The sequence below is a fragment of the Pseudonocardia sp. NPDC049154 genome, assembly GCF_040648315.1.
In the GTDB taxonomy this organism is placed as follows: Bacteria; Actinomycetota; Actinomycetes; order Mycobacteriales; family Pseudonocardiaceae; genus Pseudonocardia.
On record NZ_JBEZDN010000159.1, the window covers coordinates 1 to 16,479 of the forward strand.

At 75.5% G+C, this 16,479-nt stretch carries 14 protein-coding genes; all 14 read right to left on the reverse strand.

Translation table 11 applies throughout. From position 1 onward, the window contains the following. Positions 1–58 precede the first annotated feature (58 nt). Positions 59–319 (reverse strand): hypothetical protein, encoded by a 261-nt coding sequence (locus AB0B41_RS38990; RefSeq protein WP_358212062.1) that lies wholly within the window; start codon positions 317–319, stop codon positions 59–61. A 56-nt stretch (positions 320–375) separates the two neighbouring features. Further along, positions 376–1,119 carry a YggS family pyridoxal phosphate-dependent enzyme gene (locus tag AB0B41_RS38995; protein WP_358212063.1) on the reverse strand — a complete coding sequence of 248 codons (744 nt, stop codon included), beginning with the start codon at positions 1,117–1,119 and terminating at the stop codon, positions 376–378. 126 nt (positions 1,120–1,245) lie between these two features. Continuing rightward, positions 1,246–1,980, reverse strand: a complete 735-nt coding sequence (gene pgeF / locus AB0B41_RS39000; protein WP_358212064.1) for a peptidoglycan editing factor PgeF — start codon at positions 1,978–1,980, stop codon at positions 1,246–1,248. 155 nt (positions 1,981–2,135) lie between these two features. Continuing rightward, positions 2,136–3,542 carry a cell division protein FtsZ gene (gene ftsZ / locus AB0B41_RS39005; protein WP_358212065.1) on the reverse strand — a complete coding sequence of 469 codons (1,407 nt, stop codon included), beginning with the start codon at positions 3,540–3,542 and terminating at the stop codon, positions 2,136–2,138. Between the two features lie 244 nt (positions 3,543–3,786). Beyond that, positions 3,787–4,731 (reverse strand): FtsQ-type POTRA domain-containing protein, encoded by a 945-nt coding sequence (locus tag AB0B41_RS39010; protein ID WP_358212066.1) that lies wholly within the window; start codon positions 4,729–4,731, stop codon positions 3,787–3,789. Then, entirely contained in the window at positions 4,728–6,143 is a 1,416-nt protein-coding gene (murC, locus tag AB0B41_RS39015; protein ID WP_358212067.1) for a UDP-N-acetylmuramate--L-alanine ligase, read from the reverse strand. Before murC ends, AB0B41_RS39010 begins: the two co-directional genes overlap by 4 nt. A 34-nt stretch (positions 6,144–6,177) precedes the next feature. Then, positions 6,178–7,287, reverse strand: a complete 1,110-nt coding sequence (murG, locus tag AB0B41_RS39020; RefSeq protein WP_358212068.1) for an undecaprenyldiphospho-muramoylpentapeptide beta-N-acetylglucosaminyltransferase — start codon at positions 7,285–7,287, stop codon at positions 6,178–6,180. Positions 7,288–7,332: 45 nt separating this feature from the next. Continuing rightward, positions 7,333–8,664: a putative lipid II flippase FtsW gene (gene ftsW / locus AB0B41_RS39025; protein WP_358212069.1), complete on the reverse strand. Its 1,332-nt coding sequence runs from the start codon at positions 8,662–8,664 to the stop codon at positions 7,333–7,335. Further along, complete coding sequence (gene murD, locus AB0B41_RS39030) at positions 8,661–10,061, reverse strand: UDP-N-acetylmuramoyl-L-alanine--D-glutamate ligase (RefSeq protein WP_358212070.1); 1,401 nt, start codon at positions 10,059–10,061, stop codon at positions 8,661–8,663. Before murD ends, ftsW begins: the two co-directional genes overlap by 4 nt. A gap of 2 nt (positions 10,062–10,063) precedes the next feature. Next, positions 10,064–11,134, reverse strand: coding sequence for a phospho-N-acetylmuramoyl-pentapeptide-transferase (mraY, locus tag AB0B41_RS39035; protein ID WP_037041768.1), 1,071 nt, complete (start codon positions 11,132–11,134; stop codon positions 10,064–10,066). Beyond that, the gene (murF, locus tag AB0B41_RS39040) at positions 11,131–12,558 is read right to left on the reverse strand and encodes a UDP-N-acetylmuramoyl-tripeptide--D-alanyl-D-alanine ligase (RefSeq protein ID WP_358212071.1); all 1,428 of its coding nucleotides are present in this window, start codon (positions 12,556–12,558) and stop codon (positions 11,131–11,133) included. The genes mraY and murF overlap by 4 nt, the downstream gene beginning before the upstream one ends. Positions 12,559–12,580: 22 nt before the next feature. After that, entirely contained in the window at positions 12,581–14,182 is a 1,602-nt protein-coding gene (locus AB0B41_RS39045; protein WP_358212072.1) for a UDP-N-acetylmuramoyl-L-alanyl-D-glutamate--2,6-diaminopimelate ligase, read from the reverse strand. Positions 14,183–14,338: 156 nt separating this feature from the next. Beyond that, complete coding sequence (locus AB0B41_RS39050) at positions 14,339–16,186, reverse strand: penicillin-binding protein 2 (RefSeq protein ID WP_358212073.1); 1,848 nt, start codon at positions 16,184–16,186, stop codon at positions 14,339–14,341. Then, positions 16,186–16,479 (reverse strand): hypothetical protein (locus AB0B41_RS39055; RefSeq protein WP_358212074.1); only part of this gene is annotated, 294 nt, incomplete at its 5' end. The genes AB0B41_RS39055 and AB0B41_RS39050, both read right to left, overlap by 1 nt.

Here is a 16,479-nt window from a genome sequence, read left to right on the forward strand (position 1 = left end):
CTCGCGCTGAAGACCGGGGACATCGACCTGACCTGGGAGTACACGGGTACGGGGTGGATCAACTACCTCGGCCACACCCGCGCGCCGACCGGCGGTTCCAGTCGTCCAGCGGGCGCTCGTCGCGGCCCGTGTCGTACTCGGCGTAGTCGCTCCGGGGGCCCGGCGCGTCGTCGAAGCGGTCGTCCGGGTCGGACCAGCGGTCGGCGCGGGCGCGGGGTGCGCGGCGCGGATCGGCGAAGGCGTCCGGCTCGTCGGCGTAGTCCATCTCCTCGGCGGGCACCATGCCGAAGTAGGCCTTGAGCCGGTACATCGCACTCATCCGTGCTCCCAATCCTCGACGCCCCCGACGCCGGTCCGCCCCCGCGGACCGGGCGATCACCGGGAGGTTAACGTCCGGTCCCCCACAAGGGCCGTTCCGACACGCGCGACCGTCGAACCGTGACGGATCGCCACCTCCAGATCCCCGCTCATCCCGGCCGACAGCACGGTCGCGCCGGGGTGCGAGGACCGCACCCGCCTACCCGCCGCCTCGATCGCGGCAAACGACTCCTCGACGTCGGCACCCAGCGGGGCGACGCTCATCAGTCCTTCGAGGACGAGCCCGGATGCCCCTGCGACCTGGTCCGCGAGCGCGAGCAGGCCGTCGTCGGGCACGCCGCCGCGGTCCGGGTCACCGTCCACGCTGTACTGGAGGAGCACCGGCAGCGGCTCCGTCCGCACGCCCTCGTCGAGCGCGCGGAGCACCGCCTTGTCGAGCGCGGCGGCCAATCGGGTGGAGTCGACGCTCTCGACCCGTGTCACCCACGGGACCACCAGCTTCGCCTTGTTCCGCTGCAGCCCGCCGACGAAGTGCCACCGCAGCGGCGCGGCGGGCCGCAGGGCCCGCAGCTCCTCGACCTTGGCCGCCGCCTCCTGGGCACGGTTCTCACCGAACGCGACGAGCCCGAGGTCGACCAGCGCCGCGACGTCGGCCGCGGGGATCGTCTTGGTGACCGCGAGCAGCTCCACCTCGTCCGGGTCGCGTCCGGCTGCGGCGCAGGCCTTCGCGATCCGGGCGCGCACCTCCCCGAGGCGCCGCTCGAGCTCGGCGCGCCGTTCCGGGGAGGCCTCCTGGGTCACCCGGCGAACCTTACGGAACGTGTCCGCCGGGACCCGCGAGCCGAAGGGGTGGTGTCGCGAGCGTCACGCAACCGTGATGTCTCCCGAACGTCCCTCCGGGCAGTTCTCGTGATCGGGAACGGCGCCTCAGACGCCGGCGTCGAGCCAGACGACGCCCGCGAGCCGCCCGGTCCGCTGGTCCCGCCGGTGGCTGAACAGGGCCGGGTCCTCGAGGGTGCAGCGCGGGTCCACACCGACCTTGGTGACGCCGAGCCCGGCGAGCTGACGGTGGAGCCCGGCGCGGACGTCGACCGAGGGCGTGCCCCGGCGGGTCTCCGCCGCGCTGCCGGGCAGCGCGGCCTCGACCTCCGCGCGCATCTCCGCGGGCACCTCGTAGCAGAGCCCGCAGGCCGCCGGGCCGAGCAACACCTCGATGTCCTCGACGGCCGCGCCCAGCTCCTGCATGGCCGCCACGGTCGCGGGCACCACCCCGGCGGCCGCCCCGACCCGCCCGGCGTGCGCCGCGCCGACGACGCCGGCCCTCGGGTCCGACAGCAGGACGGGGGTGCAGTCCGCCGCGAGCACCGCCAGCCCGATCCCCGGGACGGCGGTGACGGCGGCATCGGTCTCCGGGACGTCCGGCGCGCTGCGCCGCGGCGGCTCGGTGACCGTGACGACGCGCGTGCCGTGCACCTGGTTCAGGAACACGGTGCCGCGCAGGCCCAGCTCGCGCGTGAGCCGGTAGCGGTTGGCGTCGACGGCGGCGGGGTCGTCGCCCACCGCCCGGGACAGGTTGAAGCTGTCGAAGGGGGCGGCGGACCGGCCGCCCGCCCGGGTGGTCACGACCCTGCGGACCCGCGCGCGCTGCGCCGTCTCACTCACCCCACGACCCTAACCACGCCGCAACCGCTTGCTCGCACACCTGCCGGGGCTGGCGCGCCGAGTCCCGGCGCGTGCGCCGGCCGGGACCCGGCAGGCCTGTCGCGCACGGCGGGGTGCCGGGTGTCGGCACCCCGTCGCGGCAGGTCCGCCGAACCTCAGCGGCGCATGAAGGGCGGTACGTCGACGTCGTCGTCGACCTCGGTCTCCCGGTTCTCGGCGGCCTGGGGGGCGGCGGAGGACGAGGGGGCCGGCGCCGGGGCCGGGTCGGGCTGTGCGTGCGCGCCCGACGGGGAGGACACCGGTCCCTCCCCCACCGGACCGCCCAGCTCCGTCATGGCCGGGTTCTGCCGGGCCACCTCGGGCTGGCGGGGGGCAGGCGGCGAGTACGGGGCGACGGGCGGGAGCGTCCCGCTCTGGTTCGCACCGGACCCGAACGCCGTCGACGATCCCGCCGAGTGCCCCGAGTACCCCGTGTGCCCGTTGCCGGTGTTCCCCGAGGCGGGCGGCGGGCTCTGCGGCGCCGGCGGCGCGGCGGGCGGGGGCGGCGCGGCGGCCGCCGGGGCGGTGGGCTCGGCCGAGCGGAAGGCGGAGGGCTCCAGCTTCTTGTGCGTGGGCGTGCCGCCCTCGAACCCGGCCGCTATCACCGTGATGCGCACCTCGTCACCGAGGGAGTCGTCGATCACCGTGCCGAAGATGATGTTGGCCTCGGGGTGCGCGGCCTCCTGGACCAGCGACGCCGCCTCGTTGATCTCGAACAGGCCGAGGTCGGAGCCGCCCGCGATCGACAGCAGCACGCCCTGGGCGCCGTCCATCGACGCCTCCAGCAGCGGCGAGTTGATCGCCTTGCCGGCGGCCTGCACGGCCCTGCCCTCCCCTCTGGCCGACCCGATGCCCATCAAGGCGGACCCCGCACCGGACATGACCGACTTGACGTCGGCGAAGTCGAGGTTGATCAGACCGGGCGTGGTGATCAGGTTCGTGATGCCCTGGACACCGGAGAGCAGCACCTCGTCGGCGGAGCGGAAGGCGTCCATCAGGGAGACGCCGACGTCGCCGAGCTGCAGCAGCCGGTCGTTGGGGATGACGATCAGGGTGTCGCACTCGTTGCGGAGCTGGGTGATCCCGTCCTCCGCCTGGCCGGCGCGCCGGCGCCCCTCGAAGGTGAAGGGGCGGGTGACCACGCCGATGGTGAGCGCACCGAGCTTGCGGGCGATGGACGCGACGACCGGCGCACCGCCGGTGCCCGTCCCGCCGCCCTCGCCGGCGGTCACGAAGACCATGTCGGCCCCCTTGAGGACCTCCTCGATCTCCTCGCGGTGGTCCTCGGCGGCCTTGCGGCCCACCTCGGGGTTGGCGCCCGCACCGAGGCCGCGGGTCAGCTCGCGCCCGATGTCGAGCTTCACGTCCGCGTCGGACATGAGGAGGGCCTGCGCGTCGGTGTTCACCGCGATGAACTCGACGCCCTTGAGGCCGACCTCGATCATGCGGTTGACGGCGTTCACGCCGCCGCCACCGATGCCGACCACCTTGATCACGGCGAGGTAGTTGTGCGGGGGCGTCATGCGCGGCACCTCTCGGTTGCTCGGGTCCGGGTCAGCTCCGTCCAGCAGGTCTGTCCGGGCCGTTCGCGGTCGAACGCTAGGTCCGAGGAGGGGGCACGGTCCAGCAGGCGCGCCGCGCGTCGGCAACACCTCGATGGTGTGGAAGCGACTATCCGTGACCTGCTCGTGACCCACGGTCCATCCGGCCTGACGGAGAGTGGTTCGCTGCTCCGGACGGAGCAACGGATGTCTCAGGAACGGCCGGTCAGCGTGTGACGGTCGGGAGCTCCGGGCTCGAGACGTCGTAGACCGAGCCCTCCTGGGTCAGCAGCGGCACCAGCACGGCGATCTTCCGGTCGGCGCGGTCGACGGAGCCGAACAGCACCTGCCGCTCCCCCAGCCCGAGCCGGACGGTGGGCTCGGTGGCCGCGTTGTCGACGTCGATCGTGGTGACCTGCCCGCGGAGGTCCGGCGGCAGCGCCTCGAGGACGGCGAGGGCCGCCCGGGTCGACGGGTCGTCCGGCCCGACGGCGCCGAAGCCCAGCATGGGCAGCGCCGGCGGAACCTCCGGCGCCTTCAGATAGGCGACCCCGGTGGCGTCGACCAGCGTGACGCCCTGCGGGGTCCGCGCCAGGGCCACCGCGGTCCGCTCGACGACGGCGATCTCCACCGTGTGCGGCCAGCCGCGGCTGACCTGCACCGAACCGACCCCGGGCAGCCGGGCGACCCGCCCGGCCACGGCCTTGGTGTCGACCTCGGCGAGCGGCACCCCGGTCTCGACGGCCGCGGCTCCCAGCACCGCGTCCCGGGACACGGTCAGCGTGCCGGTGACCTCGACGGTCTCGACGTCGGCGAGCCCGGAGCGGGCGAGCAGGAGCCACGACCCCACACCGAGCGCGGACAGCAGCATCAGGACGAGCAGGGTCAGCGCCACCCGCCGCCGCACCCGGAAACGCCGGTCGACCGGCCGGGCCGCCTTCCGGGCCGCCTTCGCCGACTTCCGGGCCGACCGTCGCGCCGTCCTCCGCGCCCGCTTCTCCTCCACCCGCCGCTGCTGCGGCAGCAGCCGGCCCCGCTGCGCCGCCCGCTCCTCGCGGATGCGGCGGGCGCGCTCGGCGGCGGCCGGGCGCGCGGGCAGCCGGTCGGCGGCCCGCTCGGCCGAGCGGTCCGACGACCGGCGCCCACGCCGGGTGGAGGAGGGCCGGGTCACGTCGCGGCCCGGTCCAGCTCGAGGAGGATCTCGGGGCCGAGCACGGTGACGTCGCCGGCGCCCATCGTGAGGACCAGGTCACCGGGGCGGGCCAGGCCGGCGAGCACGCTCGGCACGTCCCCCCACGCCGGGACGAAGTGCACCTGCTCGGCCGGCAGGGGCACCGCGTCGGCCACCAGCGCGCCGCTCACGCCCGGCTCGGGGTCCTCCCGGGCGCCGTAGACGTCGAGCACCACGACCTCGTCGGCGAGCGCGAGCGACCGCCCGAAGTCCTCGGCGAAGGTCCTCGTGCGGGAGTAGAGGTGCGGCTGGAACGCCACGATGACCCGGCCCTGCTGCACCTCGCGGGCCGCGCGCAGGGTGGCGGCGACCTCGGTGGGGTGGTGGGCGTAGTCGTCGTAGACGGCCACGCCGGCCGCGCGGCCCTTGAACTCGAACCGGCGCCGGACGCCGTCGAACACCGCGAGCCCCTCGACCAGGCCGACGACGGGCGCACCCAGTGCGACCCCGGCCAGCAGCGCGCCGAGGGCGTTGAGCGCCATGTGCTCGCCGGGCACGGCCAGCCGCAGCTCCCGCTCCACGCCGGCGTGCCGGGCCCGCACGCGCGAGCCGGCGCCCTCCGGCGTGAAGTCGAGGAGGACGGCGTCCTCGGGACCGGTCGCGGTGCGCCCGTACCGCCGGACGGGGATCCCGCCGGACTCGGCGAGCACGGCCAGCCGCTCGGCACCCTCGTCGTCCACGCAGGTCACGAGCGTGCCGCCGGGCGCGAGCCTGCCGAGGAACTCCTCGAACACGGCCCGGTAGGCGGCCTCGTCCCCGTGGTGGTCGAGGTGGTCGGGCTCGACGTTGGTGACGACCGCGACGAGCGGCGCGTACGCCGTGAACGAGCCGTCCGACTCGTCCGCCTCGACCACGAAGACGTCGCCCTCGCCGTGGTGCGCCCCGGCGCCGGTGACCGTGAGGTCCCCGCCGATGGCGAACGACGGGTCCACGCCGCAGTGCTGCAGCGCGACCGTGAGCATCGACGACGTGGACGTCTTGCCGTGCGTGCCCGCGACGGCGGCGACCCGGTAGCCCTGGGTGAGCGCGGCGAGGGCCTGCGCCCGGTGCACCACGGTGAGGCCTCGTTCGCGGGCCCGCACGAGCTCGGGGTTGGACTCCCGGATCGCGGTCGACACGACGACCGTGGGCGGCCCGCCGAGCCGGTCGAGGTTCTCCGCGGCGTGCCCGACGGCGATCGACGCCCCCAGCGCCCGCAGCGCGAGGACGGTGCGCGAGTCCTTGGCGTCGGACCCCGACACCTCGACACCGCGGGCCAGCAGGATCCGCGCGATCCCGCTCATCCCGGCCCCGCCGATGCCGATGAGGTGCACCCGCGGGCCCAGCACCGGGACGGAGCTGTGCACGGTCATGCTTCCGCCTCCGCGGGAAGGAGCACGTCGGCGGTCACCGGCCCAGCACCCCGAACACGACCTGGGCCAGCCGCTCGTCGGCGTCGGCGTGGCCGGAGGCGCGGGCCGCGGCGCCCATCGCGGCGAGCCGGCCCGGCTCGCGGAACCACGGGACCAGCTCGGCGAGGACGCGGTCGCCGGTCAGCTCGGCGTCGGGCACGAGGACGCCGCCCCCGGCCTGCACGACCGGTTCGGCGTTGAGGGCCTGCTCGCCGTTGCCGTGCGGCAGCGGCACGTACACCGCGGGCAGCCCGACGGCGGAGACCTCGGCGACCGTCATCGCGCCGGCCCGGCAGAGCACGGCGTCGGCCGCGGCGTAGGCGAGGTGCATGCCGTCGATGTAGGGCAGCGGGACGTACCCGGGCTGCGGCGGGGCGGCCTGCCCGGTCGGGCCGTGCGCGTGCAGCACGCCGATCCCCTCGTGCAGCAGCCCCGGCAGCGCCTGGGCCACCGCGCCGTTCAACGACCGGGCGCCCTGCGAGCCGCCGAAGACCAGCAGCACCGGGCCGTTCGGGGGCAGCCCGAAGCGCCGGCGGGCCTCGGCGCGCAACCCGGCCCGGTCCAGCGTGGTGACGGCGTGCCGCAGCGGGATGCCGAGCACCTGCGCGCCGGGCAGGCCGCTGCCGGGCACCGCGGCCACGACGGCCGCGGCGAACCGCGCGCCCACCTTGTTGGCCAGCCCAGCGCGGGCGTTGGCCTCGTGCACCACGATCGGCACGCGTCCACGGGCGCCGAGGTAGGCCGGCAGCGCGACGAACCCGCCGAAGCCCACCACCACGTCGGCCTCGACCTTGGTGAGCACCTCGCGCACCCGGGCCACGGCGCCGCGCAACTTGCCGGGAAGCCGCAGTAGGTCCGCGGTCGGCTTGCGCGGCAGCGGGACCGGGGGGATCAGCTCGAGCGGGTAGCCGCGCGCCGGGATCAGCCGCGTGTCGAGGCCCTTCTCCGTGCCCAGGGCCGTGACCGTCGCGTCGGGCCGCAGCCGCTTGATGGCATCGGCGAGGGCGAGCGCCGGCTCGATGTGCCCGGCGGTGCCGCCGCCGGCGACCACCACCGACGGGCCCGGGCCCATCCGCGGCAGGAACTGGGTGCCGTACTCGCTCATCGTCTCCGCTCGTGGCTTCAGCTGTCTGGGGTCTAGCGGCGGGCGTCAGCGGCGGACCGACCGCTGGACCGGCGGGCGCGGCGCGGGCGCCCGGTAGGGCTCCGGCAGCGGGAGCCGCAGGAACGAGGCGATCCGGCCCTGGCCGTCCGACCGCAGCGCCGCCACGGCCTCGGGCTCGTGCCGGGCCGCGTTCGTCAGCATGCCGAACACGAACATGGTCACGACGAGGGAGGTCCCCCCGGAGGAGATGAGCGGCAGCTGGAGCCCGGTGACCGGCAGCAGCCCGACGACGTACCCGATGTTGATCGCGGCCTGCACCACGAGCCAGGTCGTCGACGCCGCGGTCACCAGCCGCAGCCACGGGTCGGTGCTGCGCTTGGCGATGCGCAGGCCGGTGTAGGCGAGCGTGGCGAACAGGGCGAGGACGGCGAACGCCCCGACCAGGCCGAGCTCCTCGCCGATGATCGCGAAGATGAAGTCGTTGTGCGCGTTGGGCAGGTAGTCCCACTTGGCGCGGCCCTGGCCGAGCCCCACACCGAACAACCCGCCGTCGGCCAGCGAGTAGAGGGCCTGGGTGGCCTGGTAGGCGGGGCCGAGCGGGTCGGTGGTGTCCGACGAGAGGAAGGCCGTGATGCGGCTGACCCGGTAGCCCGCGGTGAGGCCGAGGATGATCGCGCCGGCGAGCCCGCCCACGGTGATCGCCGCGATCAGCTTCATCGGGGCGCCGCCGAACCACAGCAGCGCGATCATCACGATGCCGAGCGAGATCGTCATGCCCAGGTCCGGCTCGAGGACGAGCAGGGTGAGCAGCAGCAGCGTGACCGGGACCAGCGGGTTGAGCGCGTGCTTCCAGCGGTGCATCACGTTGCGCCGGGCGACGAGCACGTGCGCGCCCCAGAGCGTGAGCGCGACCTTGACGCCCTCCGACGGCTGCAGCGAGAAGGAGCCGATCGCGAACCAGGCGCGGGAGCCGTTGCGCACCACGCCGACGCCGGGGATCAGCACCGCGACCAGCAGGACGACACCGGCGATCAGCAGCCAGGGCGCCAGGGCGCGCATCCGCTTCGGCGGGATCCGCAGCCCGAGGTAGAAGAGCACCAGCCCGGCCGCGCAGAAGCCGAGCTGGCGGACGAACACCGAGTACGACGAGCCGCCCGCGGAGTACGACTCCACCGACGACGCCGACAGCACCATCACGAGGCCGAAGATCGTCAGCAGCCCGAAGACGCCGAGGATCAGGTGGAGCGACGTGAGCGGGCGGCGCAGCCAGGCCTGCAGCGCCTTGGCGCCGCGGGCGACGGCGGCGCGCGCGGGCGCCAGGCTGTCCGTGCGCGGGGGCCGCGACGGGCGGCGCGGGCTCCGGGTCGGCGCGCTCATGCGCCCGGCTCCCCGGCCCCGCCCTCCGCTGCGCCGGCCTCCGCCGACTCCCCCAGGGCCGCCACGGCGGCGGCGAACGCCTCGCCGCGCTCCGCGTAGTCCCGGAACTGGTCCATGGACGCCGCCGCGGGTGCGAGGAGTACGACATCCCCCGGCCGGGCGAGTGCGGCGGCACGGCGGACGGCGGAGGACATGACCTCATCGTCGCCCTGGGTCACCTCGACGGCGGGGATCTGGGGCGCGTGTCGCGCGAGTGCGTCGACGATCTCCGCCCGATCGGTACCGATGATCACGGCCCCGGCCAGCCGGTCGGCGTGCCGCGCCACCAGCTCGTCGACGTGGGCTCCCTTGAGCAGCCCGCCCACGACCCAGACGATCCGCCCCGCGGGCTGGGCGGCGAGGGCGGCGTCGGCGGCGTGCGGGTTGGTGGCCTTGGAGTCGTCGACGTACCGGACGCCGGCCACCGTCCCGACGTGCGCGGAGCGGTGCGGGCCGGGCCGGAACCCGGCCAGTCCCTCCCGGACGGCCTCGGGCCCGACGCCCTGGGCGCGAGCCAGCGCCGCGGCGGCGAGCGCGTCCGTGAGACCGGGCGGCCCGCCCGGCGTGACGTCCGCGACCGCGGCGAGCACGACGGAGTCACCGAAGGCGCGGTCGACCAGCTGCTCCCCCACGATGCCGAGCTGCCCCGGGCCGGGCTCGGCCAGGGTCACGCCGACCTTCGTCGCGGCCGGGGACTCGCGGAGCAGGCGAGCGGCGATCGCGTCGTCGGCCCCCGCGACCGCGACGGGACCGGTCAGCGCGCGGCTCTTGGCGGCCGCGTACGCGTCGAGCCCGCCGTGCCAGTCCAGATGGTCCTCGGCGACGTTGAGCACCAGGCCGGCGGCCGGGACGACCGACGGCGACCAGTGCAGCTGGAAGCTGGAGAGCTCGACGGCCAGCACCGCGTGCCCGGCCGCGACCGCGCTGACCACGGGGTAGCCGATGTTGCCGCAGGCCACGGCGTCGAGCCCGGCGGCCCGCAGGACGGCGGCGAGCATGCCGGTGCAGGTGGTCTTGCCGTTGGTGCCGGTGACCACCAGCCAGACCGGCGGGACCGCCCGCTCCGCCCCCAGCCGCCACGCCAGCTCCGGTTCGCCGACGACCTCGATCCCGCGGGCCGCCGCCTCGGCGACGAGCGGGTGGTCGGGCCGACGGCCAGGGCCGGTGACGATCAGCTCGACGCCCTCGGGGAGCCCGCCGACGGCCTCGGCGCCGGCCGGGAGGTCCTCCAGGGCGGCGGCCCGGTCGTCCGACACCAGGGTCCGGGCACCGGCGGCGAGCAGCGCCTCGGCGGCCGCGATCCCGGAGATCCCGGCGCCCGCGACGAGGACGGTCCGGCCGGCGAACTGGCCCGGCATCTCTACAGTCCCGACGAGGCGGAGAGCCACTCGGAGTAGAAGATCCCCAGCCCCAGCGCCGCGCAGATCGCGGCGAGCAGCCAGAACCGGATGATCACCGTGGTCTCGGCCCAGCCGGCCAGCTCGAAGTGGTGGTGGAAGGGGGCCATCCGGAACAGCCGCCTCCGGGTGGTGCGGAAGACGATGATCTGCAGCGAGACCGACAGCGCCTCGACCACGAACACCCCGCCCATGACGACGAGCAGCAGCTCGGTCTTGGTGACCATGGACAGCCCGGCGAGCAGGCCGCCGAGGGCCAGCGACCCCGTGTCGCCCATGAAGATGCGGGCCGGCGCGGCGTTCCACCACAGGAAGCCGATGCACCCGCCCATCGCGGCGGCGGCCACGATCGCGACGTCGAGCGGGTCGCGCACCTCGTAGCAGCCCGCGGCCGCGGTGACCGAGCAGCTGTTCCGGAACTGCCAGAACCCGATGATCGTGTACGTCGCCAGCACCATCGCGGCGGTGCCGGCGGCCAGGCCGTCGAGCCCGTCGGTGAGGTTCACGGCGTTCGACCAGGCCGCGACGATCAGGTTGCACAGGATCACGAACCCGACGACTCCGAACCCGAGCACCGCGATGTCCCGCACGAACGACAGGTACTCCGAGGCCGGGGTGAGGTTGCGGGCGTTGGCGAAGCGCAGCGCGAGGATGCTGAAGATCGTCGCGGTGAGCACCTGGCCCACGATCTTGGACGTCTTGTTCAGGCCCAGGTTCCGGCGCCGGCGCAGCTTGAGGAAGTCGTCGACGAACCCGACGACGCCCAGCGCGGTGGTGAGGAACAGGACCAGCAGCGCCGACGCCGTCATCGGCTCGCCGGTGAGCAGGTGCGCGACCAGGTAGCCCGCCCAGATCGCGAGCAGGATCGCGACGCCGCCCATCGTGGGCGTGCCCCGCTTGGTCTGGTGGCTCTTCGGGCCGTCGGCGCGGATCTCCTGGCCGAAGCCCTGCCGCGCGAAGAAGCGGATCAGGTAGGGGGTGAGCAGGATGGACAGGGCCAGCGCGACCCCGGCCGCGACGAAGACGCCCCTCACTGTCGGATCAGCTCCTGTTCCAGCAGCGCGGCGGCGAGCCGGTCGAGGCCCGCCGAGCGCGACGCCTTGACCAGCACGACGTCGCCGGCGCGGACCTGGTCGGCCAGCAGGGCGGCCGCGGCGTCCCGGTCGGCCACCTGTTCGGTCCCGTAGAGGTCCGTGCCGACGGCCACGAAACGGTCCACCCCCAGCTCCCGCACCACGTCCGCGACCTGCGCGTGCGCGGCCGGGGCGGTGTCGCCGAGCTCGGCCATCGGGCCCAGCACGGCCCACGTCCGACGCCGCTGCGCACCTGCCTGGCCACCGCCGATCGCCGCGAGGGCTCGCAGCGCGGCGGTCATCGACTCGGGGTTGGCGTTGTAGGCGTCGTTGACGACGGTCACCCCGTCCGCCCGGTCGGTGACCTCCATCCGCCAGCGGGAGGCGGCGCCGGCGGCGGACAGCGCCGCGGCGATCCCCTCCGGCGTGCCGCCGAGCTCGAGCGCGACAGCGGCCGCGGCGAGGGCGTTGCCCACGTGGTGCTCGCCGACCAGCTGCAGCGCGACCGGCGCCTCGCCGGCCGGGGTGACCAGGCGGAACGAGGCACGCCCGGCCTCGAGCCGGACGTCGGCGGCCTGCACCGCGCCGTCCGTCCCGTACCCGACGACGCGGGCGGCGGTCCGGGAGGCCATCGCGGCGACCCGCGGGTCGTCGAGGTTCAGCACCGCGACACCGCCCTCGCCCGCCGCGGGCAGGGCCTCGACCAGCTCGCCCTTGGCCTGCGCGATCGCCTCCGGCGAGCCGAACTCGCCGACGTGCGCGCTGCCGACGTTGAGCACCACGCCGATCCGCGGCGGCGCGATCCGGCACAGCCGCGCGATGTGTCCCGGCCCGCGGGCCGAGAGCTCCAGCACGAGGTGCCGGGTCGCGGCGTCGGCGCGCAGCGCGGTCCACGGGTGGCCCAGCTCGTTGTTGAACGACCCGGGCGGGGCGACGGTCTCGCCGAGCGGGCGCAGCACGGCCGCGATCAGGTCCTTCGTGGAGGTCTTTCCCGAGCTGCCGGTCACGCCGACGACCTGCAGGTCCGGCAGGTGCGTGACCGAGTGCCGGGCGAGCCTGCCCAGCGCGGTCAGCACGGCGGCCCCGGAGCCGTCCGGGTCGGCGTCGCCGAGGTCCGTGCCGGCGAACGAGTCCTCCGCCGCCGGGGCGATCACGGCCGGGGCGTCGACCTCGCGCCCGGCGAGCACCGCCGAGGCGCCGGCCGCCACCGCCGCGGCCGCGAAGTCGTGGCCGTCGGCGCGCTCCCCGGGCAGGGCGAGGAACAGCCCGCCCGGCCCGACCTTCCGGGAGTCGAACTCCACGCCGGTGACGGGCTCGTCGCCCGTCGCCCGGTGGAGCCTGCCCCCGGTCACGGCGGCGACCTCGGCCAGCCGCATCTCGATCATCGTGCCTTCCTCGATCCCCGGATCATCGCCCTGCGGCGCGGATCGCCGCGGCGAGCTCGTCCACGTCGTCGAACGGGTGCTTGACCCCGTGGACCTCCTGGCCGGTCTCGTGTCCCTTACCCGCAACGACCACCACGTCGCCGGGTTTCGCCACCTCGACGGCGGCGATGATCGCCGCGCGCCGGTCGCCGATCTCGAGGATGTCGCCGCGGGCGGGTTCGGCCTCGGCACCTGCGCGCATGGCGGCCCGGACCTCGGCGGGGTCCTCGGTGCGCGGGTTGTCGTCCGTGACGATCAGCACGTCCGAGCGCGCGGCCGCGGCGGCCCCCATGAGCGGGCGCTTGCCGGTGTCGCGGTCGCCGCCGCAGCCGAGGACCGTGATCACGCGGCCGTGCGGCTGCTGGGCGCGCAGTGCGTCGAGCAGCGCGGCGACGGCGGCGGGCTTGTGGGCGTAGTCGACGACCGCCAGGAACCGCTGCCCCGCCTCGACCCGCTGCATCCGGCCCGGGACGGCGAGATCGGCGAACCGGGGCGCCGCGACGGCGGCGGGCACCCCGGCGAGGTCGAGCACGGCCAGGGCCAGCACCGCGTTGGCGATGTTGAAGGCGCCCGGCAGTTGCAGCCGCAGGGGGATCTCCTGCCCGTCCGGCGCGACGACGACGGCCTGCTGGGCGCCGTCGGGATCGGTCACCAGGTCCCGGGCGGTCCAGTCGGCAGGAGCGACGGTGGAGACGGTGACGGCGTCGGGGGCCATCCCGGCGAGCCGGCGGCCCCACTCGTCGTCGACGCAGACGACGCCCTTCGCCGCGCGCAGCTCGTCGTCGACGAACAGGCGTGCCTTGGCGGCGAAGTACTCCTCCATGTCGTGGTGGAAGTCCAGGTGGTCCTGCGAGAGGTTCGTGAAGGCGCCCACCGCGAAGCGGGTGCCGGCCACGCGTCCCATCGCCAGCGCGTGGCTGGAGACCTCCATGGCGACGTCGGAGACCCCGTGCTCGCGCATCACGGCGAACAGCGCCTGCAGGTCCGGCGCCTCGGGCGTGGTGAACGCGCTGGGCAGGCGGTCCTCGCCGATCCGGGTCTGGACGGTGCCGAGCAGCCCCGTCGCCCGGCCCCCGGCCCGCAGCCCGGCCTCGAGGAAGTGGGCCACCGTGGTCTTGCCGCTGGTCCCGGTCACGCCGAGGACGGTGAGGTCCGCGGTCGGGTCCCCGTAGACGGCGGCGGACAACGCGCCGAGGACGGTGCGGGGGTGCGGGTGCAGCAGCGCCCGCACCGACCCCCGCTCGACGGCCTCGCGCAGCTCGGGGCGGGTCAGCCCGGCCGGGTCGGTGAGGACGGCGGCCGCGCCGGCGGCGAGCGCCGCGCCCGCGAAGTCGGCGCCGTGGGCGCGGGCGCCCGGCAGCGCGGCGAACAGGTCGCCGGGGCGGACGTCGGAGTTGCGGTGGGTCACGCCGGTGACGCCGACCGCGGGTCCCTCCGCCAGGTACGGCTCGGCCCCGGTCAGCGCGGCGAGGCGGGCGAGGTCGGCGGGGGCGACCCGCGCGGGGCGCGGGAGAAGACCCTGCTGCCCGGCCGTCACGCGCGCGTCCGTCGGGCGGTCCGTGGGGGCGGAGCTGGCGGGCGACACGTCGGGGAGGCTACCGAGGGCCGCAGGGCGCCCCTCCCCCGCACCACCCGCCCCGCGCAGGCCGCCGGCGCTCGTCGCGAGGCGTCCGCGCACGCCGGACCGGCCCCCGGTCGGACGCCCGGGGGCCGGTGGGACGACGGTCGGATCACGCGCGGCTCAGGGCGCCACCAGGGTCTGCACCGGGGCCGGCTCGCCGACCGGGATGTTCTCCTTCTGCCCCAGGTAGGAGGCGATGTCGTGGAACAGCGGCGCGGCCGAGGTGCCGCCCTTCGGCGCGTCGAGCATGATCGCCACCACGAACCGCGGGTCCTGCGCCGGCATCATGCCCGCGAAGGTGATCCAGTACGTCGACGAGGCGTAGCAGCCGCACTTCGGGTCGACCTGCTGGGCCGTGCCGGTCTTGCCGGCGACCTGGTAGCCCGGGACCTGCGCGGTGTACCCGGTGCCCTGCTGTCCCGGCGCCTTCTGCGTGACCGCGGTGAGCATCGTGCGCAGCTGCGCCGCCGTCTCCGGCGACACCACGCGCACGCCCTCCGGCTGCGGGGTCTCGGTCCGCGAGCCGTCCGGCGCGATGGTGGCGCCGACGATCCGCGGCGGGATCCGCATCCCGTCGTTGGCCACGGCCTGGTACATCCCGGCCATCTGCAGCACGGTCATCGACAGGCCCTGGCCGATGGGCAGGTTGCCGAAGGTCGAGCCGGACCAGGCCGAGCGCGCCGGTACCGAGCCGCCGCTCTCGCCGGGCAGCCCGACGCCGGTGCGCTGGCCGATCCCGAAGCGCGCCAGCATGTCCGAGAAGCGGTCCGGGCCCAGCTTCTCCGCCGTCATGATCGTGCCGACGTTGGACGACTTCGCCAGCACGCCGGTCAGGGTGTAGTGGTCCAGCCCGTGGTCCCAGGCGTCGTGCACGGTGCGGTCGGCGACCTTGATGCTCCCCGGGACGTCGAGCACGTCGTCCGGCTTGGCGATGCCGTACTCCAGCGCCCCGGCCATGGTCACGATCTTGTTGACCGACCCCGGCTCGAACGGGCTGGACACCGCGGCGTTGCCGAGCGTCGACGGGTCCGAGGTGGCGAGCTGGCGCGGGTCGAAGGTCGTCCCGTTCGCCATGGCCCGGACCTGTCCCGTCGCCGAGTCCAGCACGACCGCCGAGCCGCCCTTGGCGCCCGTCCTCGCCACGTAGTCCTGCAGCTTCTGCTGCACCACGTACTGCAGGTCCGAGTCGATCGTCAGCTCGACGTCCGAGCCGGGGACCGCCGCCTGCTGGGCGCGGGTGCTCCCGGGGATGACGGTGTCGCTGCCCTCCGCGGTGTCGACGACCTGGAAGCCGTCCGTACCGGCGAGGACGTCGTCGTCGGCGCTCTCCAGGCCGACGCGGCCAACCAGCTTCTGGTTGTCCGCGCTCCACGTGGCGGCCCCGATGACGTTGGCCGCCAGGGTGCCGGACGGGTACTGGCGCGACTCCCGCTTCTCCTCGGCGATCTCCGGGAAGCGCTCCTCCAGGGCACGCGCGACGTCCGGGTCCGCGCTGGTGGTGAGCACGACGTAGCCGCGGTCGGCGTTCAGCTGCTCCTGGATCGCGTTGGCGTCGCCGCCCGTGGCCTGGGCGACGGCCTGCGCCATCTCGGTCTTGTACGCACCGGCCTGCTCCTTCTTCACCGAGCTGATCAGCCGCGGGTTCGTGACGAGCGCGCGGGCCTCGGTGGAGAAGGCCAGCCGGGTGCCGTTGCGGTCGAGGATCGCGCCGCGCTCCGCCGCGATCGTGATCTTCGTGGTGCGCTGCTTCTCGGCGCTCGCGGTGAGGTCGCCGGCGCGCACGGTCTGGATCAGGAGCAGCTGCACGGCCGAGGCCAGCAGCAGCACGACCAGGACCAGCCGGCCGATCCGGAAGCGCCGGTCCGCCAGCCCCAGGCGTGAGGCGGGCCGGCGCGGCGGCCCCGGCGGGCGCCGCGGACCGGACCGCGGGCGGGAGCCGGGACGGGCGCGCGGGGGCGCGACGGCCATCAGCCCGCTCCGCCACCGGTCGGGGCCGGGGCCTGGGCGGCCTGCTGGTCCTGCGCCTGCGTGCCCTGCCCCTGCTGCTCCTGGGTCTCGTGGGTCTGCGGGGTCTCCTGGGTCGCCGCCTCGGCGTTGGGGTTGGCGGGCGCGCCCTGCGCGGACTCGCCCTGCGGCGCGTCCTGCTGGGCCCCGGCGTCCGCGGCGAGCTGCGACTGCGCAGGCGCCTGGGCCGGCATCGGGTTGGCCGCGGCCTCCGGCGCCGCCGGGGCGGCGGGCTGCCCCGCGGCCGGAGCGGCCGG

Bases quoted from the DNA above. Each gene is read 5' to 3' on its own strand.
- ftsW (WP_358212069.1), bottom strand. From the start codon at position 8,664: ATGAGCGCGCCGACCCGGAGCCCGCGCCGCCCGTCGCGGCCCCCGCGC.
- murD (WP_358212070.1), bottom strand. From the start codon at position 10,061: ATGCCGGGCCAGTTCGCCGGCCGGACCGTCCTCGTCGCGGGCGCCGGG.
- ftsZ (WP_358212065.1), bottom strand. From the start codon at position 3,542: ATGACGCCCCCGCACAACTACCTCGCCGTGATCAAGGTGGTCGGCATC.
- murC (WP_358212067.1), bottom strand. From the start codon at position 6,143: ATGACCGTGCACAGCTCCGTCCCGGTGCTGGGCCCGCGGGTGCACCTC.
- AB0B41_RS38990 (WP_358212062.1), bottom strand. From the start codon at position 319: ATGAGTGCGATGTACCGGCTCAAGGCCTACTTCGGCATGGTGCCCGCC.
- AB0B41_RS39050 (WP_358212073.1), bottom strand. From the start codon at position 16,186: ATGGCCGTCGCGCCCCCGCGCGCCCGTCCCGGCTCCCGCCCGCGGTCC.
- murG (WP_358212068.1), bottom strand. From the start codon at position 7,287: ATGAGCGAGTACGGCACCCAGTTCCTGCCGCGGATGGGCCCGGGCCCG.
- murF (WP_358212071.1), bottom strand. From the start codon at position 12,558: ATGATCGAGATGCGGCTGGCCGAGGTCGCCGCCGTGACCGGGGGCAGG.